At 73.2% G+C, this 20,913-nt stretch carries 16 protein-coding genes and 1 pseudogene; 12 read left to right on the plus strand and 5 right to left on the minus strand.

What is annotated here, in order from left to right; all coding sequences use genetic code 11:
* The 4 genes and pseudogenes from HYE82_RS09365 to HYE82_RS09380 form a co-directional block, all read left to right on the plus strand.
* Positions 1-714 (plus strand): annotated as a pseudogene (locus HYE82_RS09365) (hypothetical protein); the annotation flags it as partial.
* A gap of 125 nt (positions 715-839) precedes the next feature.
* The gene (locus HYE82_RS09370) at positions 840-2,483 is read left to right on the plus strand and encodes a serine/threonine-protein kinase (protein ID WP_179173486.1); all 1,644 of its coding nucleotides are present in this window, start codon (positions 840-842) and stop codon (positions 2,481-2,483) included.
* A 156-nt stretch (positions 2,484-2,639) separates the two neighbouring features.
* Positions 2,640-4,268, plus strand: coding sequence for a succinic semialdehyde dehydrogenase (locus tag HYE82_RS09375; protein ID WP_179173487.1), 1,629 nt, complete (start codon positions 2,640-2,642; stop codon positions 4,266-4,268).
* A gap of 33 nt (positions 4,269-4,301) precedes the next feature.
* Positions 4,302-6,188 (plus strand): GMC oxidoreductase, encoded by a 1,887-nt coding sequence (locus HYE82_RS09380; RefSeq protein WP_179173488.1) that lies wholly within the window; start codon positions 4,302-4,304, stop codon positions 6,186-6,188.
* Positions 6,189-6,560: 372 nt separating this feature from the next.
* Here the strand turns inward: HYE82_RS09380 and HYE82_RS09385 are convergent, their stop codons facing one another.
* Entirely contained in the window at positions 6,561-6,845 is a 285-nt protein-coding gene (locus tag HYE82_RS09385) for a chorismate mutase (protein ID WP_179173489.1), read from the minus strand.
* 298 nt (positions 6,846-7,143) lie between these two features.
* Between HYE82_RS09385 and guaA the strand changes: the two genes are divergently transcribed.
* The 4 genes from guaA (at position 7,144) to HYE82_RS09405 (ending at position 11,767) form a co-directional block, all read left to right on the plus strand.
* Positions 7,144-8,736 carry a glutamine-hydrolyzing GMP synthase gene (gene guaA / locus HYE82_RS09390; protein ID WP_179173490.1) on the plus strand — a complete coding sequence of 531 codons (1,593 nt, stop codon included), beginning with the start codon at positions 7,144-7,146 and terminating at the stop codon, positions 8,734-8,736.
* Positions 8,737-8,893: 157 nt separating this feature from the next.
* Positions 8,894-9,733, plus strand: a complete 840-nt coding sequence (locus HYE82_RS09395) for a class II aldolase/adducin family protein (protein WP_179173491.1) — start codon at positions 8,894-8,896, stop codon at positions 9,731-9,733.
* Positions 9,734-9,849: 116 nt separating this feature from the next.
* Entirely contained in the window at positions 9,850-11,115 is a 1,266-nt protein-coding gene (locus tag HYE82_RS09400) for a hypothetical protein (protein WP_179173492.1), read from the plus strand.
* A 157-nt stretch (positions 11,116-11,272) separates the two neighbouring features.
* Positions 11,273-11,767 carry a DoxX family protein gene (locus tag HYE82_RS09405; protein ID WP_218782431.1) on the plus strand — a complete coding sequence of 165 codons (495 nt, stop codon included), beginning with the start codon at positions 11,273-11,275 and terminating at the stop codon, positions 11,765-11,767.
* Here the strand turns inward: HYE82_RS09405 and HYE82_RS09410 are convergent.
* The gene (locus HYE82_RS09410) at positions 11,683-11,937 is read right to left on the minus strand and encodes a hypothetical protein (protein WP_179173493.1); all 255 of its coding nucleotides are present in this window, start codon (positions 11,935-11,937) and stop codon (positions 11,683-11,685) included. The genes HYE82_RS09405 and HYE82_RS09410 overlap by 85 nt on opposite strands.
* Positions 11,924-13,273: a PspC domain-containing protein gene (locus tag HYE82_RS09415; RefSeq protein WP_256987033.1), complete on the minus strand. Its 1,350-nt coding sequence runs from the start codon at positions 13,271-13,273 to the stop codon at positions 11,924-11,926. The genes HYE82_RS09410 and HYE82_RS09415 overlap by 14 nt, the downstream gene beginning before the upstream one ends.
* A gap of 131 nt (positions 13,274-13,404) precedes the next feature.
* Between HYE82_RS09415 and HYE82_RS09420 the strand changes: the two genes are divergently transcribed.
* The 3 genes from HYE82_RS09420 to HYE82_RS09430 all read left to right on the plus strand — a co-directional run bounded on the left by HYE82_RS09420 (position 13,405) and on the right by HYE82_RS09430 (position 16,634).
* Complete coding sequence (locus tag HYE82_RS09420; RefSeq protein WP_179173495.1) at positions 13,405-14,700, plus strand: ATP-binding protein; 1,296 nt, start codon at positions 13,405-13,407, stop codon at positions 14,698-14,700.
* Positions 14,697-15,449, plus strand: a complete 753-nt coding sequence (locus HYE82_RS09425) for a response regulator transcription factor (protein ID WP_218782427.1) — start codon at positions 14,697-14,699, stop codon at positions 15,447-15,449. The genes HYE82_RS09420 and HYE82_RS09425 overlap by 4 nt, the downstream gene beginning before the upstream one ends.
* Before the next feature lie 81 nt (positions 15,450-15,530).
* Positions 15,531-16,634, plus strand: coding sequence for an esterase family protein (locus tag HYE82_RS09430; protein ID WP_179173496.1), 1,104 nt, complete (start codon positions 15,531-15,533; stop codon positions 16,632-16,634).
* A gap of 16 nt (positions 16,635-16,650) precedes the next feature.
* Here the strand turns inward: HYE82_RS09430 and HYE82_RS09435 are convergent, their stop codons facing one another.
* Both HYE82_RS09435 and HYE82_RS09440 read right to left on the minus strand, forming a co-directional pair.
* Positions 16,651-17,691 carry a C40 family peptidase gene (locus HYE82_RS09435; protein ID WP_179173497.1) on the minus strand — a complete coding sequence of 347 codons (1,041 nt, stop codon included), beginning with the start codon at positions 17,689-17,691 and terminating at the stop codon, positions 16,651-16,653.
* A gap of 120 nt (positions 17,692-17,811) precedes the next feature.
* On the minus strand, positions 17,812-18,165 hold the full coding sequence (locus HYE82_RS09440) for a hypothetical protein (RefSeq protein WP_179173498.1): 354 nt from the start codon (positions 18,163-18,165) through the stop codon (positions 17,812-17,814).
* A 143-nt stretch (positions 18,166-18,308) separates the two neighbouring features.
* Between HYE82_RS09440 and pcrA the strand changes: the two genes are divergently transcribed.
* Positions 18,309-20,801: a DNA helicase PcrA gene (gene pcrA / locus HYE82_RS09445; RefSeq protein WP_179173499.1), complete on the plus strand. Its 2,493-nt coding sequence runs from the start codon at positions 18,309-18,311 to the stop codon at positions 20,799-20,801.
* Positions 20,802-20,913 lie beyond the last annotated feature (112 nt).

Here is a 20,913-nt window from a genome sequence, read left to right on the forward strand (position 1 = left end):
GCCCCCGCCCGCAAGCCCCGCGCCCTCGGCCGGAACCTGCTGCTGGGGGTCCTCGCGCTGATGGCCGGGGCGGTGGCGTACGCGATGCTGTTCCTGCCCGGAGACAAGGGCGACGGCGACCGCCGCCAGGACACGGCCTCCCGGACCCCGGTGGCCGGGACGGGGGCGCCCGTCCCGCAGGCTTCGCCGCCCGCGTCCGGGGGGTCCCGGCCCCCGTCCGGGGCGCCCGAGTCCCCTGCCGCCCCGCAGTCCGCGGCGCCCGCACCGCCCGGCTACACGGTGCAGCAGGACCCGGAGCACTTCGAGATCGCGGTGCCCGCCGGCTGGGAGCGCCGCGGCATGAACGAGGCGGGCCAGGTCCGCTACACCGACGGCGCGTACGTCCTGATCGTGGTGCCCGGCCGGGACAAGGTCGAGGGCAACCCGGATCCGGCGACGTACCAGAAGGACAAGGAGCCGGAGCTGGCCCCGTACCGCTCGTCCACCTGGGCCAGCGGCGGTGACGTGAAGACCACCAAGGTGGGCGCGCAGCTCCGCGTCACCGGCCGGTACACGTGGATCGACGGCAACGGCCGCAGCGTCGTCGCCCGCAACTTCGTCGTGGCGCTCGGCGGCAGCTACCACGTCGTCATGGTGACGGGCCCGCAGGACGGCGAGGGCAAGGTGACCGAGGTCTTCGAAAAGGCCACGGGGAGTTACAAGTCCGGCGGATGAACGCGGACTGACGGTGGCTCAGTACGGCAATTGCGTCACAGTGCGGCCCGATCCGCGCCTCTGCGGTACCGGCCGTGCCGGGCTCTTCGTAATCTGGCCCGAAGTGCAAACAGTGGCGGGGATTCGTGGAACAGCAGACAGGTGCGGGCGCAGTGCTCGCCGGCCGGTACCGGCTCGTGGAGCCCATCGGCAGCGGCGGCATGGGGAAGGTGTGGCGCGCCCACGATGAACTCCTCAACAGGACGGTTGCCGTCAAGGAACTGACGGCGGCTCTGTTCGTCGCCCAGGCCGACCGGGACGTCCTGCACGCCCGGACGCAGAAGGAGGCCCGGGCGGCGGCCCGCATCCAGCACCCGGGCGTCGTCACCGTCCACGACGTGCTGGAGCACGACGACCGGCCGTGGATCGTCATGGAGTACATCGACGGCCCCTCCCTCGCCGAGGCCGCCAAGGCCGCCGGCCGCATCGAGCCCCGGGAGGCCGCCCGGATCGGGCTGCACGTCCTGGGCGCGCTGCGCGCCGCGCATGCGGTCGGGGTGCTGCACCGGGACGTCAAACCCGGCAACGTGCTGCTCGCCAAGGACGGGCGGGTCCTGCTGACGGACTTCGGGATCGCCGCGATCGAGGGCGACTCCTCCATCACGCGCACCGGCGAGATCGTCGGCTCCATCGACTACCTGGCCCCGGAGCGGGTCACCGGCGGCACCCCCGACCCGGCCTCCGACCTGTGGTCGCTGGGCGCCACCCTCTACACGGCGGTCGAGGCCCGTTCGCCGTTCCGCCGCACCTCGCCGATCTCCAGCCTGCAGGCCGTCGTCAACGACGAGCCGCCGGCGCTGCGGCAGTCCGGGCCGCTGGGGCCGGTCATCACCGCGCTGCTGCGCAAGGACCCCAAGGAGCGGCCCTCCGCGCAGGAGACCGAGCGGATGCTGCTGGAGGTGATGGAGGGCCGGGAGGCGAAGGCCGCGCAGGCGTACGTGCCCACGCGTGCGGTGACCTCGCAGGAGCTGGCCGACGTGCGGGAGCCCGAGCCGGACCGCGCGGCGCCGCCGGAAACCGCGCGGACGGCCGAGCTGCCGGACCGCCCGGAGCCGGAGGGCCGGCCGTATCCGACCGCGGGCCGGATCAAGCGGGCCGCGGCGGTCGCGCTGGTGGCGGCGCTGGTCGGCGGCGGTGCGGTGTTCGGGCTGCTGAAATACACCGGGGACGGCGACCAGGGCGGCGGATCCGACCAGAACACGAGCGCCCCCGACCAGCAGAACGGCACGGGCGGCACGGGCGGCACGGACGGCAAGGCCGGCAAGGACGCGGCCCTGCCCGCGGGCTGGATCGAGGTCACCGACCCGGCGGGCTTCACGCTGTGGGTGCCGGACGGCTGGAAGCGCCAGATGGACGGCAACCAGATCGACTACACCGCGGACAACGGCAAGCACTTCATCCGCATCGCGGTCGACCCCACGCCCGACTACGACACCCCGTACGCGCACGTGCTCGACCTGGAGAAGCAGGTGAGCCGGCGCACCGACTACAAGCGGCAGAAGCTGAACCAGAACACCTTCCGGGACACCACCCGCGCGGCGATCTGGGAGTTCACCTGGACCGAGAAGGGCGTGCACGCCGGTCCGCGCCGGTCCATCGAACAGATGTACATCGCCCCGGACGGCACCGAGTACGCGGTGTACATGTCGGGGCCGGCCGCCGACTGGGCGACCACCCGGGCGCAGTTCGACATCGTGCTCACCGGCTGGGCCCCGCCCGAGAAGGGCTGACGCCGCCCGAGAAGGGTTGTCCCCGCCCGAGAAGGACTGACCCCCGAGAGGGGCCGACCTCGCCCCGGCCATCCTGCCAGCGTTCACTGGCGGATGTGGCAAAATCCGGTTACCGACGGGTACCCAAAGGCCTCCGGGACCAATACGCTCACCGCCATGACGGACACGCAGGCCCCGGCCCCCCTCCGCAGCGCACCGCAGTCCACCAACCCGGTCGCCCCGGCCCCGGCAGGGGCGCGCACCGCGGCCGACGTGGTGACCCCCGACCTGGTCGCCCGGCTGACCCGCGGAGTGATCGGATCGGGCCGCACCGCGAACCACACCCCCTTCACCGGGGACAAGCTCGCCGACCTGCCGGAGGCCACCCCCGAGGACGTCGCCGAGGCCTTCGCCCGGGCGCGGGCCGCCCAGGCCGCGTGGGCCGCCGTCCCGGCGCGCCGCCGGGCCGCCGTCCTGCTCCGCTTCCACGACCTGGTCCTGGACCGCCAGGCCGAGGTGCTCGACCTGATCCAGCTGGAGACCGGCAAGGCCCGCCTGCACGCCCACGAGGAGGTGCAGGCCGTTGCGGTGGCCGCCCGCCACTACGGCCGCAAGGCACCCGCGTACCTGCGTCCCAAGAGCCACACCGGTGCCATGCCCACCCTCACCAAGGTCACCGAACTGCGCCAGCCGCGCGGTGTCGTCGGGCAGATCGCACCCTGGAACTACCCCCTCGAACTCTCCGTCGGCGACGCCCTGCCCGCGTTCGTCTCGGGCAACGCCGTCGTCATGAAGCCCGACACGGAGACCGCGCTGACCGCCCTGTGGGCCCGCGGTCTGCTGATCGAGGCCGGGCTGCCCGCCGAGGTCTTCCAGATCGTCCTCGGCGAGGGGCCCGTCGTCGGCCCGGAAGTGGTCCGGCACGCCGACTACGTCTCCTTCACCGGCTCCACCCGCACCGGCCGCGAGGTCGCCCGGGGGGCGGCCGCCCGCCTCGTCGGGGTGTCCCTCGAACTCGGCGGCAAGAACGCCATGCTCGTCCTGCACGACGCCGACATCGAGAAGGCCGCCGCGGGCGCCGTCCGCGCCTGCTTCTCCTCCGCCGGCCAGCTGTGCATCTCGATCGAGCGGCTCTACGTCCACGCCTCGATCGCCGACGCGTTCGTGGAGCGGTTCGCCGCCCGCACCAAGGCCATGCGGCTCGGCAGCTCCCTCGCGTACGGCGCCGACATGGGCTCGCTGGTCGGCGAGCGCCAGCTGGAGACCGTCACCCGGCACGTCGACGAGGCCGTCGCCAAGGGCGCCGTCCTCGTCGCCGGCGGCACCGCCCGTCCCGACATCGGCCCGCTGTTCTACGAGCCCACCATCCTCGACGGCGTCGAGGCGCCGATGGCGGTGTGCGGCGAGGAGACCTTCGGCCCGGTGGTCTCGATCTACCGGTTCACCGACGAGGACGAGGTGATCGACCGGGCCAACGCCACCGCCTACGGCCTCAACTCCAGCGTGTGGACCAAGGACGCCCGCCGCGGCCACGCCGTCGCCGCCCGCCTGCGCACCGGCACCGTCAACATCAACGAGGGCTACGCTCCGGCCTACGGCAGCGCCCAGGCGCCCATGGGCGGCATGAAGGACTCCGGCCTCGGCCGCCGGCACGGCTCCGAAGGCATCCTCAAGTACACCGAGGCGCAGACCGTCGCCCACCAGCGGGTGCTGCCGATGGCGCCCTCGCTGGGCATGGACGACGAGCGGTACGCGGCGTTCATGACCCGCAGCCTCAAGGTGATGAAGGCCCTCCGCCTGCGCTAACAGCCCCCGTCCGTCCGCCAAGGAGGCGCGTCAGTGGCACAGCCGTACGCCCGCGAGCACCACCGCGACGTCGACTACGACGTCATCGTCATCGGCTCGGGCTTCGGAGGATCGGTCTCGGCGCTCCGGCTGACCGAGAAGGGCTACCGGGTCGGCGTCCTGGAGGCAGGGCGCCGCTTCACCCGCGCGAGCCTGCCGAAGAACAGCTGGGACCTGCGGAACTACCTGTGGGCCCCGGCCCTCGGGCTCTACGGGATCCAGCGGATCCACCTGCTCGGCAACGTCATGGTGCTGGCGGGCGCCGGGGTGGGCGGCGGCTCCCTCAACTACGCCAACACCCTGTACGTGCCGCCGACCGCGTTCTTCGAGGACCGCCAGTGGGCCTCGATCACCGACTGGCGCGAGGAGCTCGCCCCGTACTACGACCAGGCCAAGCGGATGCTCGGGGTGCGCCTCAACCCGACGATGACCCCCTCCGACGTCCACCTCAAGGCCGTCGCCGAGAAGATGGGCGTCGGGGACACCTTCCACATGGCACCGGTCGGCGTCTTCTTCGGTGACGGCGCCGACGCCGAGGGGGCCGCCCTGGCCAAGCCGGGCGGGGAGGTGCCCGACCCGTACTTCGGCGGGGCCGGGCCCACCCGCCGGGCCTGCACCGAGTGCGGCGAGTGCATGACCGGCTGCCGGCACGGCGCGAAGAACACCCTGAACGAGAACTACCTCCACCTCGCCGAGCGCGCGGGCGCCGTGATCCACCCGATGACCACGGTCACCGCCCTCGCCGAGCACCCGGACGGCGGCTACCGGGTCCGCACCGTCCCCACCGACGCCCGCCGCCGCGGCATCGCCAAGGAGCTCCGTGCCCGGTACGTGGTCGTGGCGGCGGGCACGTACGGAACCCAGACGCTGCTGCACACCATGAAGGACAACGGGCTGCTCCCGCGGATCTCGGACCGCCTCGGCGAGCTGACCCGCACCAACTCGGAGGGCCTGGTCGGCGCGCAGACCGACGACCGCCGCTACCGCAGGCGGCACGGCGCAGTCCCCCGGCCACCGCTGGGAGCTGCCCCCAGCCGGGCCGACTTCACCCGCGGCGTGGCCATCACCTCGTCGGTGCACCCCGACAGCGACACCCACATCGAACCCGTCCGCTACGGTCGGGGCTCCAACGCGATGGGCTTCCTGACCGTGCTGCAGGTGCCCCACAGCCCCCACCGGGTCCGGGCCTGGTTCGCGCGGACCGCGAAGCACCCGGTGCAGCTGCTGCGCTCGCTGTCCAACCGGCGCTGGTCGGAGCGGACGATCATCGGCCTGGTCATGCAGTCCCTGGACAACTCGCTGACCACCTACCGCAGGCCCCGCGGCCCCGGCAAGGGCCTGCTCACCGCCCGCCAGGGGCACGGCGCCCCCAACCCGGTGCAGATCGCCGAGGCCACCCGGGCGGCGACCCTGCTGGCCGAGGAGATCAACGGCTTCCCCGGCAGCAACGTCGGCGAGCTGATGGGCACCCCGCTGACCGCGCACTTCCTCGGCGGCTGCCCGATCGGCTCCTCGCCCGACCAGGGCGTGGTGGACCCGTACCACCGGCTGTACGGGCACCCGGGCATCTCGGTGGTGGACGGCTCGGCGGTCTCCGCGAACCTCGGCGTCAACCCGTCGCTGACGATCACGGCGCAGGCGGAGCGGGCGATGGCGTACTGGCCGAACAAGGGCGAGGAGGATCCGCGGCCGGAGCCGGGCGCGGCGTACGTGCGGCTCGCCGCGGTGGAGCCGGTCCGTCCGGCGGTGCCGAAGGACGCGTTCGGCGCGCTGAGGCTGCAGTTCCTCGCCGTCCCGGAGGTCCCGCCCCGCACGGCGGGGGCGGCGCCGGAGGCCGGGGACGGAGCGGAGGCAGGAGCGGAGGCCGGGGCGGCGGGCTGACACGCGGCGGGTACCGCGCTCCCCCTCCGAGCGCGGTACCCGCCGCGGTACATAGGTGACAGACGTTCGGCACCGAAGGTTGTACCCGCAGGACACCCGCCCACATGTGGCGTCCGTCACACGTACGGACATGCGAACGGCCGGCCCGGGGCGTCCCCTGGGCCGGCCGTCTTTTCGGGTTGACCGGGCTGCTGTCCCCTGCCGTCCGGTCACAAGGAGCGAGGTCCCACGGCGTACGTCGCACGGGCCGTACGCCTCATCGCTCCGGTGGAGCCACGCGTGGTGCTGGTCCCGCGACTGGCTGACGCGGCCATCCACACCAACGAAGGCGCGCAGGGCCGGTCACGGGGCCGGACGGGTGAAGTACGGGCGTCAGACGCGGCCGCGGCAGAGCTCCAGCAGGGACATCGCGAGGGCGGTGCCGGGTCGGCCGAGGGCGTCCTTCCAGTGCGCGAGCACCTCCATCTCGCGCGAGAGGTGCACCCGGCGGCCACCGGAGGCGATCCGGGTCTGCTGGATGACGGACGAGACGGCCATCCGCTCCTGGATCAGGCCGATGATCCGGTCGTCGATGGCGTCGATGCGCTCGCGGGACGCGGCGATCAGCTCCTCGGGGGAGGCGGTCGCGGTGGCGGCGGTGGCGGTGGTGGCGTTCATGGCGGGTTCTCCTGTCGGTGGGGCCGCAGGACCGGTGAAACGCCGCAGCGCCCGGGTCCTGGCGGACCGGGGCGCTGCGGGAAGTCAGTGGCTCGGAGCGAGCATCACGAGGACCCATGGCGGCCGGACCGTCCGGTGCCATAGGTAAAGAGGAAGCTCAGCTGCTTGCGCACGAAATGGATTATTGCCGTCCGCGCGGCTGTGGGCCAACCGGGTTCGGATGGTGAGACGAAAGCGGCCGGCGCGTCCCCCGTTAGAATTGACAAAACAGCCCCCTCTTCCGCCGGAAGGCCGTCCCGTGCCAGAAGCACCCTCCGCCGCCCACGACGCCGCCCCGGACACGGTTCTCGTCGTCGACTTCGGCGCCCAGTACGCCCAGCTCATCGCCCGCCGCGTCCGCGAGGCACGGGTCTACAGCGAGATCGTGCCGAGCACGATGCCCGTGGCCGAGATGCTGGCCAAGAACCCCAAGGCGATCATCCTGTCCGGCGGTCCGTCCTCGGTGTACGAAGAGGGCGCGCCGCAGCTCGACCGCTCCCTGTTCGAGGCCGGCGTCCCGGTCTTCGGCATGTGCTACGGCTTCCAGCTGATGGCGACCACCCTCGGTGGCACCGTCGACAACACCGGCTCCCGCGAGTACGGCCGCACCCCGCTGGCCGTCAGCAAGACCGGCTCCACCCTCTTCGAGGGCACCCCCGAGCACCAGTCCGTGTGGATGTCCCACGGCGACGCCTGCTCCAAGGCGCCCGAGGGCTTCACCGTCACCGCGTCGACCGACGTCGTCCCGGTCGCGGCCTTCGAGAACGACGAGAAGAAGCTGTACGGCGTGCAGTACCACCCCGAGGTGATGCACTCCACGCACGGCCAGCAGGTGCTGGAGCACTTCCTCTACCGGGGCGCCGGCCTGCAGCCCACCTGGACCACCGGCAACATCGTCGAGGAGCAGATCGCGGCCATCCGCGCCCAGGTCGGCGACAAGCGCGCCATCTGCGGCCTGTCCGGCGGCGTGGACTCCGCAGTCGCCGCGGCCCTCGTGCAGAAGGCCATCGGCTCCCAGCTGACCTGCGTGTACGTCGATCACGGCCTGATGCGCAAGGGCGAGACCGAGCAGGTCGAGAAGGACTTCGTCGCGGCCACCGGCGTGCAGCTGAAGGTCGTCGACGCGCAGGAGCGCTTCCTCGACGCGCTGGCCGGCGTCTCCGACCCGGAGACCAAGCGCAAGATCATCGGCCGTGAGTTCATCCGCGTCTTCGAGCAGGCCCAGGCGGAGATCATCGCCGAGGCCGAGGGCGGCCCGGACGTGGCCTTCCTGGTCCAGGGCACCCTGTACCCGGACGTCGTCGAGTCCGGCGGCGGCACCGGCACCGCCAACATCAAGTCCCACCACAACGTGGGCGGCCTCCCCGAGGACATCGAGTTCGAGCTCGTCGAGCCGCTGCGCCAGCTGTTCAAGGACGAGGTCCGGATGGTCGGCCAGGAGCTCGGCCTGCCCGAGGAGATCGTCCAGCGCCAGCCCTTCCCGGGCCCCGGCCTCGGCATCCGCATCGTCGGCGAGGTCACCAAGGATCGCCTGGACCTGCTGCGCGAGGCCGACGCCATCGCCCGCCACGAGCTCACCGCGGCCGGCCTCGACCGGGAGATCTGGCAGTGCCCGGTCGTCCTGCTGGCGGACGTCCGCAGCGTCGGCGTGCAGGGTGACGGCCGCACCTACGGTCACCCGATCGTGCTGCGCCCCGTCTCCTCCGAGGACGCCATGACCGCGGACTGGACGCGGATGCCGTACGAGGTCCTCGCCCGGATCTCGACCCGCATCACCAACGAGGTCAAGGACGTCAACCGCGTCGTCCTGGACTGCACCAGCAAGCCCCCGGGCACGATCGAGTGGGAGTAGTCCTCAGGGACTGACCCCGCCCGAGCCCGCGGCGAAGCCGCCACCCCCGTCCCGGGGTGGCGGCTTCGCCCGTTCCCGGGCCCCTTCTCTGGCGGGTTGCGGTCCCCGCCGGTAGCTTGCGCGCCAGCCGCCGACCGCTGCGACCGAGGAGGGCCCCATGCCGGACCAGCCGGTGCCCGAGCCCGAGCCCGTGCCCGTGCCCGTGCCCGCGCCCGTGCCCGAGGGGCGGCTGCGCTTCGAGATGCCGCCCCTCCACACCGGTCCGGCGCAGGAGCGCGCGTACCGCAAGGAGCGGCTCGCCGGAGCCCTGCGCCTGTTCGGCCGACTCGGGTACGAGGAGGGGGTCGCCGGGCAGGCCACCGCCCGCGACCCCGAGTTCGAGGACTGCTACTGGGTGAACCCCTTCGGGCGGGCGTTCGGCTCGCTGACCGCCGGGGACCTGCTCCTCGTCGACGGCGACGGGCGCGTGCTGCAGGGGGAGCGGCGGGTGAACCAGCTGGCCTTCGCCCTGCTCGCGGCCGTCCACCGGGCCCGGCCCGACACCGTGGCCGTGGTCCGTGTGCACGGCCCGTACGGCAGGGCGCTCGCCGCGCTCGGCGAGCTGCTCGCCCCGATCACCCAGGAGGCCTGCGCCTTCTACGAGGACCACGCCCTCGTCGACCAGTACACCGCCGGGACGGGCGACCCGGCGGAGTGCCGCCGCACCGCCCGGGCCCTCGGCCCGTACAAGGCGCTCATCCTGCGCAACCACGGGCTGCTGACGGTCGGGGACTCCGTGGACGCGGCCGCCTGGTGGTCCGTCGCGGCCGAGCGCGCCGCCCAGGTGCAGTTGATCGCGCGGGCCGCGGGCAAGCCCGTGCCGGTCGGCCACCGGGCCGCGCTCGCCGCGCGGGAGCGGTTCGGCACGGACCTCGCGGCCTGGGCCGCCTACCAGCCCCTGTGGCAGTCCGTGGAGGGGGACCGCCCGGCGGGTGCACATGCCGCACCGGGCGGATGACGTCAACATCATGAACGGTTAATCACCTGCTCTGACATCGTGCGCAATCCGGAGCACTGCCGCAGTGGTGCACAATTCGCTGGCACTGCACCGTAGTTCAGAGAGGCGGCAGGCGCGTGGCTGTCCACCCGATCTCCCTTGTGCCCCACGGCGGCGCATGCACCTGCGGCGACTGCCCGCACGGCGCGCAGGAGGGCCACCGGCGCGCGGTCGCGGCCTTCCTGGAGAAGCGCGACGAGTTCGCCGCGGGACAGGGGCTGCCCGCCGCGGTGGCCCGGTCCGCCGGGGCGTCCCGGCAGTGGGTGTCCGACGAGCTGGGCCTGTCGGCCCGCACCGTCGCCGACCGGGGGCGCGAGGCCGGCACCTCCTGGCTGTACCTGTTCTCGCGGCGGGCCGTGCTCGCCGTGTGGATCGCCGCCGGGGTGCTGCTGGTGGTACAGGTCGGCACCGCGCTGGGCACCGGCTGGTCCCCCGCACGGACGGCCGCCCTGCTGGCGGCCCTGGTGCTGGCCGGACTGCTCACGGTCGCCGCCCGCGCCCAGTCGGTGCGCGGCGGCCTGCTGGCACCGCTGGTCGGCGAGGACAACCGGCTGTCCACCTCGAAGGCGGTGCCGCTCGCCTGGCTGCTGCTGACCGCGTTCGCCGCGCTGCTGCCCGCACTGCGGCTGGCGGCGTCGGCGCCCGGGCCGGAACGGCGGGTGCTGTACGAGGGGCTGGCCCTCGGGCGGGCCCTGCCGCTGCTGGCGGTGGTCGCGCTGACCTCGGCCGTGGCGGTGCTGGTGCGCCGGGTGGTCGCCGTGCGGATCCTCGGGCAGCGCCTGCAGAAGCTGCCCGCGGACCGCCCGCGCGGGGCGGACCTGCTGACGGACGACGCGGGCCGGGGCAGCTTCCCGGACGCCCAGTACGTCCTGGTCTCCACGGTGGTGCTGGGCTACGCGGCGGTGTCGCTGGCCCGGTTCCCGGACCGGCTGCCGCGGCTGCCGTGGGCGCTGGCGCTGTTGGTGGCCCTGTCGGCCGTGGTGTACCTGGCGGCGAAGTGCGCGGAGGTGGCCCGTCCGCTGGTGCTGTCGGTGGTCCGCAGACGCGAGCCCGGGGATCTGGACGCGGCCGTCCGGCCGGGGGACGACATCGAGATCCGCGGGGTGGGGTTCGTCCCGCCCGGCGGCCAGACGCCGGAGATGCTGGCGCGGCTGGTGGTGCGGATCGGGACGGTCCACGTGCACGTCCCGCTGGTGCCGGTGGCGGGCGGGTTCTCCAACCCGTCGGACGCGGTGCTGACGGTTCCGGTCCCGGCGGAGGTGGAACCGGGGCGGGTCGAGCTCCAGGTGGTGACCGCGGCGGGGGTGGAATCCAACCGCTACAGCATCGACGTGGCCGAGTGAACGGGGTAGAGATGGGAGGGTGACCAGACCCGACAGCCCCGGTGCCGCCGGCGGCGCCCCCGTGCCCGACGGCTCGCGTCCTTCCGGCGCCTCACGCGTGCCCGGCGCCCCCGCCGGCCGTGCCGCCCCCGCCGGCCACGAGGCAGCGGCCCCCACGCTGCGGGACCGTGCCGCTCGGTACGCGCTCCTGCCGTTGCGCGTGTTCCTGGGCGTGACCTTCGTCTACGCGGGCCTGGACAAGCTCACCGACCCCGCGTTCCCGTCCGCCTCCGGGTCCGGCTCGATCGGCGAGGTGATGCGCGGTGTGCGCGACACCTCCGCGATCCCCGGCCTCGTCGACCTGGCCCTGCTCTCGCCCGTCGGCTTCGCCGTCCTGCTGGCCCTCGCGGAGATCGCGGTCGGCCTGGCCGTCCTCGCCGGGCTGCTGACCCGGCTCGCGGCCGCGGGCGGGGCGCTGATCTCGCTCAGTCTGTGGCTCACGGTGTCCTGGCAGGTGACCCCGTACTACTACGGCAACGACCTCGCCTACCTGATGGCGTGGATCCCGCTGATCCTGGCCGGCGCGCCCTACTGCTCCCTGGACTCGCGGATCCGGTCGTGGCGCACCGCGTGGTCGTCCGAGCGGTCCCGGCGGTCGCGCCGCACCGCGTAGGTCACCATACCGACCAGCGAGGCGAGCGCCAGCCCGCCCATGGCCATCGGGACCACCAGGAACCAGGGCGTGTCCACCTCCCCGGCGGCGTCGAGCAGGTACAGCAGGCCCGCCGTCGTCAGGACCAGGCCCGCCAACAGCCGTCCCGGCTGGAACTCATGACGCGGCACGTGCCACCTCCACCTGTCCCGCACCCGCGTGCAGGTGCAGCTCGATCGTGCCGCCGGGCTCGGTGCCCGCGGCCGGCTCCAGGGTCTTCTGCTCGGTTTCGCCGCCGCTCTTGATGCGTATCGTCTGCGGGTTGTCCCCGGGCATCTTGATGTCGCCGAGCCGCACCGACACGTCGGCCTGCGCGGTGACCTCACGGGGCACGATCACCTTGAGGCGGCCCGCCTCGATGTCCGCCCGCACGGTCAGCGTTGCCCCCTTCGGCACGTCGAGCCGGCTCAGGTCCAGCGTGGCCAGTCCGGTGCCCGCCGTGTACCGGGGCCTTACGTCGGCCAGGGCGGCCGGCCGCCAGCGGACGTCCTGCCAGTCCGTGCCGATGTCCTCGGGCAGGGCGGACGCGACGGCCAGCAGCCCGGCCGTGGCCATGGCGAGGAAGAACGTGCCGAAGCCGGTGCGCCCCCTGACGGAGCTGACCGCGAGGCCGAGGCCGAAGACGGCCAGGGCCGAGGCCAGGCCGATCTGCAGCGCGTGGGAGAGGGTGCCGTCCTCCCACACCGCGGCGGTCGCGGCCCCTCCCGCCAGCAACGCGAGCAGGAACACCCGCCCGCCGATCCCGCCGCGCGGCCGCGGCCGGTCGAGGTCCCGCCCGGCCCGGTCGCCCGCGCGGCCGTCCGTGCCGCCCGCCGCGCCGGGGGAGTCGTCCGGCCCCCACAGGTAGCCGGTTGACCCGACCGGGCCGGTGGTGCCGTCCTTGACCAGCGGGTCCCGCCACCAGGACGGGCTGCCCGGCGCGGGCGGGGCCTTGGTTTCCGGCGGGGCCGGCCGGTGCGCGGCGGGCGACTCCGCCTCGGGTCCGGCGGAGCCGCGGCGGCGCTGGGAGAAGTACGCGGCCCCGCCCAGGGCGAGCACGACCAGGACGGAGAAGGCCCCGAGTCCGCCGTTGTGCAGCATCGACAGGAACAGGGCGCAGCCCGCCAGCGCCGCGAACACCGCGGCCAGCGTGGCCCCTTCGATCCGGCCGGTCAGCAGTCTCTTCGCCTCGCTGTCCTCCTCGCCCTCCACGGGCAGCAGCAGCCATGCGAAGCCGTAGAAGACCAGGCCGAACCCGCCGGTGACGGTGAGGACGCCGAGCACGATCCGGAAGATCACCGGGTCCAGGTCGAAGTAGCGGCCGAGGCCCCCGCACACACCGGCGAGGACCTTGTCGCGCTTGCTGCGGCGCAGGGGCGGCCGCTCGGCACCGGTCCGCTCGGCACCGGTCCGCTCGGCGGCGGCCCGAGCGGTGGCGGACCGGCCGTCGGGCGTGCCACCCGGCGGCGGGGAGTCGTGCTTGGTCATGCGTCCATGGTGACGGGCCGTCGGAGCCGCCGGCATCGGGCCTGACCCTGGCACAACCCTGATATCCCCCGGTCACATCTGGGGGGCTGCCCTGATGCCGGGCGCCCCGCGCGCGTGTGACCATCGGTGACATGCCCGTTTCCGCCGCCCCGCGCACCCCGCACGCCCCCGAGCCCGACGAAGCACCGCAGCGCAGGCTCTACCGCAGCGCCGACGGCCGGATGCTCGGCGGTGTGGCGCGCGGCCTGGCCGGGCACCTCGGGCTCCCCGTGGTCTGGGTCCGGCTCGCGTTCCTCGGCCTGTTCCTGTGGGGTGACGGGCTCGGCGTCCTGCTGTACGCGGCGTTCTGGGTCTTCGTACCGCTCGGCGTCGGCGGGCGCACCGCGCACCGCTCCTTCTTCGACAGCCTCACCGACGGCTGCGGGCGCCTGCGCCGGCCCGACAAGGGCCAGGTCGGCGCGCTCATCGCGCTGTGCGTGGGCACGGGCATCTTCATCGCCAAGGTCCAGGACGACGGCGCCTCCGGCCGGTACGCGTGGCCGACCCTGCTCGTCGGCGCCGGCGTGGTCCTCGTCTGGCGGCAGGCCGACAACGCCCGGCGGGCGCACTGGGGGGCCGCCGCCGGCCGCAACGCCCGGATGCTGCACCTGGCCCGCAGCCTCGCCGGCGTCGTCCTCGTCGGCGTCGGCCTCACCGTCTTCATCGTCGTCCGCGGCTCGGCCGCCCAGTTGGGCAACGTGCTCACCGCCGCCCTCGCCGTCCTCGTCGGCATCGCGCTGCTCGCCGGCCCCTGGCTGATCCGGATGACCCAGGACCTCTCCGAGGAGCGCCTGATGCGCATCCGCGCCCAGGAGCGCGCCGAGGTCGCCGCCCACGTCCACGACTCCGTGCTGCACACCCTCACCCTGATCCAGCGCAACGCGGAGGACGTCGGCGAGGTGCGCCGCCTCGCCCGCGCGCAGGAGCGGGAGCTGCGCAACTGGCTGTACAAGCCCGAGGGCACCGGCAAGGACGAGGCCGAGGAGCCGACCACCCTCGCGGAGGCCGTGAAGAAGGCCGCCGCCGAGGTGGAGGACCACCACGGCGTGCCCATCGAGGTCGTCGTGGTCGGCGACTGCCCCCTCGACGAGAAGCTGGGCGCGCAGATGCAGGCCGCGCGCGAGGCGATGGTCAACGCCGCCAAGTACGGTGGCGACGGAGGCCCGGTGCAGGTCTACGCCGAGGTGGAGGGGGAGCGCGTGTTCGTGTCCGTCCGGGACCGGGGGCCGGGCTTCGACATCGACGCGGTACCGGACGACCGCATGGGCGTACGAGAATCGATCATCGGCCGGATGCAGCGCAACGGCGGGACCGCACGGCTGCGGTCCGCACCCGACGGCGGCACGGAAGTCGAGCTGGAGATGGAGAGGGCGGCGAAGGCGGCATGAACGGGCAGAACGGGCAGAACGGCCGTAGCGGTCAGAGCGCAGGCGCGCAGCCACAGGGACAGGTGCACGGGCAGGACGGCGCGGCGGACCGCCGCGTGCGGGTGGTCCTCGTCGACGACCACCGGATGTTCCGCGCGGGCGTGCAGGCCGAGATCGGGGACACCGGCCGCACCGGCGTCGAGGTCGTCGGCGAGGCCGCCGACGTCGACCAGGCCGTCACCGTCATCACCGCCACCCGGCCCGAGGTGGTCCTCCTCGACGTGCACCTGCCCGGCGGCGGCGGGGTCGAGGTGCTGCGGCGCTGCGCTCCGCTGATGGCGGCGGCCGAGCACCCGGTGCGCTTCCTGGCCCTGTCGGTCTCGGACGCGGCCGAGGACGTCATCGGCGTCATTCGCGGCGGCGCGCGCGGCTACGTGACGAAGACCATCACGGGCAGCGACCTGGTGGACTCGGTCTTCCGGGTGCAGGACGGCGACGCCGTGTTCTCGCCCCGGCTCGCGGGCTTCGTCCTGGACGCCTTCGCGTCCACCGACGCCCCGCCGGTCGACGAGGACCTGGACCGCCTGACCCAGCGCGAGCGCGAGGTGCTGCGGCTGATCGCGCGCGGGTACGCGTACAAGGAGATCGCCAAGCAGCTGTTCATCTCGGTGAAGACGGTCGAGTCCCACGTCTCGGCGGTCCTGCGCAAGCTCCAGCTGTCCAACCGGCACGAGCTGACCCGCTGGGCGACCGCCCGACGCCTCGTCTGAGGCGTTCCGCCTGGTCTGTGACGCAGGCCGCAGGGGTGGCGCGGAACCCGGGCACTGCGCGCGGCCCTCTAGGCTGGCGTGATGAGCTTGACCGGTACCCCCCTCTTCGCGACGGCGATCGCCCTGACGGCGCTCGCCGTCGTCCTGCCGCTGGCCGTGTGGAGCAAGGTGCGCGGCCCGGCCGCCGTACGGATCCTCACCCGCGCGCTGATGATGGTCTTCGCCCAGGTCACCGCCATCGCCGTGGTGTTCATCACGGTCAACCGGGAGCTGAACTTCTACACCAGCTGGGGCGACCTGCTCGGCACGAGCGACTACGTGCAGGCCGCCAACGACCTCGGTCCGGACGGCCTCGGCGGCAAGAAGATCGAGGGTGCGCCGAAGGTGCTCCAGGAGTGGCAGCCGGTCGACGGCCTCGGCGGCCGGGTCAAGAAGACCGAGCTCGACGGCAAGATCTCCGGGGTCAAGGGCGACGTCATGGTGTGGTTGCCGCCGCAGTACGACGACCCGGCCTTCAAGGACAAGAAGTTCCCCGTCGTCGAGCTGATCCCGGGCATACCCGGGACCGGCAAGTCCTGGTTCCAGGGGCTCAAGGCGCACGAGGTGCTGGAGCCGCTGATGAAGAGCGGCAAGGTGGCGCCGTTCATCCTCGTCTCGCCGCGCGCCATGCTGCTGGGGAACGCCGACACCGGCTGCGCCAACCTCCCCGGCAAGGTCAACGCCGACAGCTGGTTCAGCGTCGACGTCCGCAAGATGGTCCTCGACAACTTCCGGACCACGGACGAGCCCCGCACGTGGGGCGTCGCCGGTTACTCGGCCGGCGCGTACTGCGCCGCCAAGCTGGCGATCGCCCACCCCGACCGCTACAGCGCCGCTGTCTCCCTGTCGGGCTACAACGACCCCGGCCAGGAGCCGTCCTCGCTGGTCGCCCAGGACCCGGAGCTGCGCCGCACCCACAACCTGAAGGCGGTGCTCCAGGCCGCACCCACCCCGCCGGCGGTCTCGCTGTGGATGTCGGGGGCCGAGCATGACGGCTACCTGTCCGGCACGGACCTCAAGGCACTCGCGAAGAGCCCCACCGTGGTGCACGCGGAGAAGGTCGTCGGCGGCCACAACCTCGAAACGTGGTCGAGGCAGCTGCCCCAGGCCTTCGCCTGGCTGAGCACCCAGGTCAAGACGCCGTAGCGGAAGACCGCGGCGGTCACGCCGGGCGGGTCGCGCCGGCCCAGGGCATGGAGCCGACGGGGGCGACGCGGACCGTCGAGCCCGGGCGGGGGGCGTGGATCATCTGCCCGTTGCCGATGTACAGGCCGACGTGGGTGACCCCGGGGTAGAAGAACACCAGGTCGCCGGGGGCCAGGTCATCGCGGGACACCCGCCGGCCGGCGTTGATCTGGGTGTAGGTGGTGCGGGGGAGGGACAGTCCCGCCGAGCGGTACGCGGCCTGGGTCAGGCCGGAGCAGTCGTAGCCGCCCGGACCCGTCGCCCCCCAGACGTACGGCTTGCCGATCGCCCCGCGCGCGAAGGCGACGGCCCGGGCGGCGCGGCTGCCGTCCGACGGGGGCGAGGGGGCCGGGGTGCGTGCGTCCGCCGGGGCCGCCCCGCCGGCCGGTGCCTCGTACGCGGCCCGCTCCTCGGCCGTGAGCCGGGCCAGCAGCCGCTTGGCCTCGTCGAGCTTCTCCTCGGCGACGGACTTCTGCGCGGCGAGCTCGGCCTGCCCGGTGCGCAGCTCGGCGAGGTGCCCGGCTGCCCGGTCGCGCAGTGCGCCGACCTCGTCGAGCTGCCGGCGTACGGAGGCGATGTCGGCGGCGCTGCGGTCGCCCGCCCGGGTCAGGAGCGCGGCCCGGGCCAGGTAGTCCTGCGGGTCGTCGGCCATCGCCAGCTGCACGGCCGGGTCGAGGCCGCCGCTGCGGTACTGGCCGGCGGCCAGGGAGCCCAGGGCCCGGCGGGCGGCATTGAGCCGGTCGGTCCGGCGGGCGGTCTCGTCGCGCAGCTCGTTCAGTGCGCGCTGGGCCTCCTCGGCCTTCTCCTTCGCCCCGTTGTACCGCTCGGTGGCGGCCTCCGCCTGCTCGTAGAGCCGGTCGACCTCCGCCTTGATCCCGGAGGGCGCCCGCTGCGGGTCGGCCTGGGAGGTGCCTTCGAAGGCGGTGGCGGTGGCAGCGCCCGCGAGGGCGAGGGTGGCGGCGGTGCGTACGGTGCCGCCGCGAAGCGGGCGCTGCCGGGGCTTTCGATGACTGGCCACGAGGGCCTCACGTCCTTCCTCCGTCGGGGCTCGGAGAAGGACGCTAGACCGCCGGGTAACGGCCGGATGACGAGATGAACGCAAATGCCCCGTTCGTGATCCGGAGGTGTCCCCTTCGGATCAGGTCCAGAGGGTGGCGATGAAGATGTTGACCACGGTCAGGCCGCCGACCGCGCCGAAGAGCGCCTTGTCGACCTGCTCCTCGTCGCGCTTGACGTAGACGAGGGCGAGGATCACGAAGAGGACGGCGAGTTTCACGCCGATCTTGATGTTGTTGACGCTGCCGCCGTCCATCTCGCGGAAGCCGACCAGCAGGACGCCGGTGACCAGCATCGTCAGGGCGCCGTGCAGCATCGCGGGCACGAAGCGGGCGGTACCTGCGCTCATCGCCTTCATCTGGGTCAGGAAGCCGCCGAGGAGCGAGGCGATTCCGATGATGTGCAGGCCGACGAAGGCGTTGATGAGTACGTCCATGCGGTCGAGCGTACGGGGGCCCCTGTCCGGCCCCGGAAGCGGGTCGGCTCTTCCCCGGGCCCCCGGACGGCGGCCGGGGTCCCGATCCCGGGTGGCCGGACCCGGCCCCGGGTGTCCTTGCGGGCCCCTAGACTCGGAAGGCGATGAGCAGCCTCTTTGACGACAGCTTCCTGGCGGACCTCACCCCCTCCGACGAGGTCCCGCCGCCGCCCGAGGAGTACGAGGACGAGCGCGCCCCGGAGCCGGGCGCGGACGACCTCTTCGAGGGCCGCTTCGACGCGCCCATGAGCGGTGACGCCTACTACCGCGACGGCACGCCGAAGCCGGTCATCGACCCGGCGGCGCTCCTGGACGGACTGAACGAGCAGCAGCGCGCGGCCGTGGTGCACGCGGACTCCCCGCTGCTGATCGTGGCCGGCGCCGGCTCGGGCAAGACCCGCGTGCTGACCCACCGCATCGGCCACCTGCTGGCCGCCCGCGGCGTCCACCCCGGCCAGATCCTGGCGATCACCTTCACCAACAAGGCCGCCGCCGAGATGAAGGAGCGCGTCGAGAACCTGGTGGGCCCGCGCGCCGGCGCCATGTGGGTGTCGACCTTCCACAGCGCGTGCGTGCGCATCCTGCGCCGCGAGTCCAAGAGGCTCGGCTTCACCTCGTCCTTCTCGATCTACGACGCCGCCGACTCCAAGCGCCTGATGGCGCTCGTCTGCCGCGACCTGGACCTGGACCCGAAGAAGTTCCCGCCCAAGTCCTTCAACGCCAAGATCTCGAACCTGAAGAACGAGCTCGTCGACGAGGACACCTTCGCCGCGCAGGCCGCCGACGGCTTCGAGAAGACCCTGGCGCAGGCGTACGCCCTGTACCAGGGGCGGCTGCGCGAGGCCAACGCGCTCGATTTCGACGACATCATCATGACCACCGTCCACCTGCTCCAGGCGTTCCCGGACGTCGCCGAGCACTACCGGCGGCGCTTCCGGCACGTCCTCGTCGACGAGTACCAGGACACCAACCACGCCCAGTACACGCTGGTGCGCGAGCTGGTCGGCCCCGGCTACCCGGACCTGCCGCCGGCCGAGCTGTGCGTGGTGGGCGACGCCGACCAGTCGATCTACGCCTTCCGCGGTGCGACGATCCGCAACATCCTCCGGTTCGAGGAGGACTACAAGGACGCGACGACGATCCTGCTGGAGCAGAACTACCGCTCCACCCAGACCATCCTGTCCGCCGCCAACGCGGTCATCGAGCGCAACGAGAACCGCCGCGCCAAGAACCTGTGGACCGACGCCGGCTCCGGCGCCGTGATCACCGGCTACGTCGCCGACACCGAGCACGACGAGGCCCAGTTCGTCGCCGACGAGATCGACCGCCTCACCGATGCCGGCCGGGCGAAGGCGGGGGACGTCGCGATCTTCTACCGGACCAACGCCCAGTCGCGTGTGTTCGAGGAGGTCTTCATCCGCGTCGGCCTGCCCTACAAGGTCGTCGGCGGAGTCCGCTTCTACGAGCGCAAGGAGGTCCGCGACGTCCTCGCGTACCTGCGCGTCCTCGCGAACCCGGAGGACAACGTCCCGCTGCGCCGGATCCTGAACGTGCCCAAGCGCGGCATCGGCGAGCGGGCGGAGGCAATGGTCGACGCGCTCGCCCTGCGCGAGAAGATCACCTTCCCGCAGGCGCTGCGGCGCGTGGACGAGGCGTACGGGATGGCCGCCCGCTCCACCAACGCGGTGAAGCGGTTCAACGTGCTCATGGAGGAACTGCGCACGATCGCCGAGTCCGGCGCGGGCCCGGCGGTGGTGCTGGAGGCGGTGCTGGAACGCACCGGCTACCTCGCCGAACTCCAGGCGTCGACCGACCCTCAGGACGAGACGCGGATCGAGAACCTCCAGGAACTCGCGGCGGTCGCGCTGGAATTCGAGCAGGCGCGCGGGGCGGACAATCCGGGCACCCTCGCCGAGTTCCTGGAGCAGGTCGCGCTCGTCGCCGACTCCGACCAGATCCCCGACGAGGACACAGAAGGCACGGGCGTCATCACCCTGATGACCCTGCACACCGCCAAGGGCCTGGAGTTCCCGGTGGTCTTCCTCACCGGCATGGAGGACGGCGTCTTCCCGCACATGCGGGCACTCGGCCAGACCAAGGAGCTGGAGGAGGAGCGGCGCCTGGCCTACGTCGGCATCACGCGGGCCCGCGAGCGCCTGTACCTGACCCGCTCCTCGATGCGCAGCGCCTGGGGCACGCCCTCGTACAACCCGCCGTCGCGGTTCCTGGAGGAGATCCCGACGCAGTACCTGGAGTGGAAGCGCACGGGCGCAGCGCAGAAGCCGGCCGGCCCGTTGCGGGGTTCGGGATCGGGCTCCGGCTACGGGTCGGGCAAGGCCTCGTTCGGCACCTCCCCGGAGGCCTTCCTGTCCTCCTCCCGTACGCGGTCGGGGCCGTCCGGGTTCGCGACGCGCCGGGCCGCCGACAAGCCGGTCGCGGCGCTGGCGATCGGGGACCGGGTCACCCACGACCAGTTCGGGCTGGGCACGGTCCTGCAGGTCACGGGGGCCGGGTCGGACGCGCAGGCGACCATCGACTTCGGGGACGGCAAGCCGAAGCGGCTGCTGCTGCGCTACGCGCCGGTGCAGAAGCTGTAGCGGGCGTCAGGCCCCGCGGGTGCCAGACCCGCGGGGCCCGACGTGCGTGCGGGGCGTGCGGGGCGTGCGTACGGAGCCGTGCGGCTGCTCAGGGCGCCGGTCGGCCCGGGGC

The organism is Streptomyces sp. BR123 (assembly GCF_013401435.1).
In the GTDB taxonomy this organism is placed as follows: domain Bacteria; phylum Actinomycetota; class Actinomycetes; order Streptomycetales; family Streptomycetaceae; genus Streptomyces.

What these genes read in the sequence shown, in the direction of transcription:
- HYE82_RS09375 (WP_179173487.1), top strand. Translation starts at nt 2,640, where the DNA reads ATGACGGACACGCAGGCCCCGGCCCCCCTCCGCAGCGCACCGCAGTCC.
- HYE82_RS09385 (WP_179173489.1), bottom strand. Translation starts at nt 6,845, where the DNA reads ATGAACGCCACCACCGCCACCGCCGCCACCGCGACCGCCTCCCCCGAG.
- HYE82_RS09395 (WP_179173491.1), top strand. Translation starts at nt 8,894, where the DNA reads ATGCCGGACCAGCCGGTGCCCGAGCCCGAGCCCGTGCCCGTGCCCGTG.
- HYE82_RS09415 (WP_256987033.1), bottom strand. Translation starts at nt 13,273, where the DNA reads ATGACCAAGCACGACTCCCCGCCGCCGGGTGGCACGCCCGACGGCCGG.
- HYE82_RS09420 (WP_179173495.1), top strand. Translation starts at nt 13,405, where the DNA reads ATGCCCGTTTCCGCCGCCCCGCGCACCCCGCACGCCCCCGAGCCCGAC.
- HYE82_RS09425 (WP_218782427.1), top strand. Translation starts at nt 14,697, where the DNA reads ATGAACGGGCAGAACGGGCAGAACGGCCGTAGCGGTCAGAGCGCAGGC.
- HYE82_RS09430 (WP_179173496.1), top strand. Translation starts at nt 15,531, where the DNA reads ATGAGCTTGACCGGTACCCCCCTCTTCGCGACGGCGATCGCCCTGACG.
- HYE82_RS09440 (WP_179173498.1), bottom strand. Translation starts at nt 18,165, where the DNA reads ATGGACGTACTCATCAACGCCTTCGTCGGCCTGCACATCATCGGAATC.
- pcrA (WP_179173499.1), top strand. Translation starts at nt 18,309, where the DNA reads ATGAGCAGCCTCTTTGACGACAGCTTCCTGGCGGACCTCACCCCCTCC.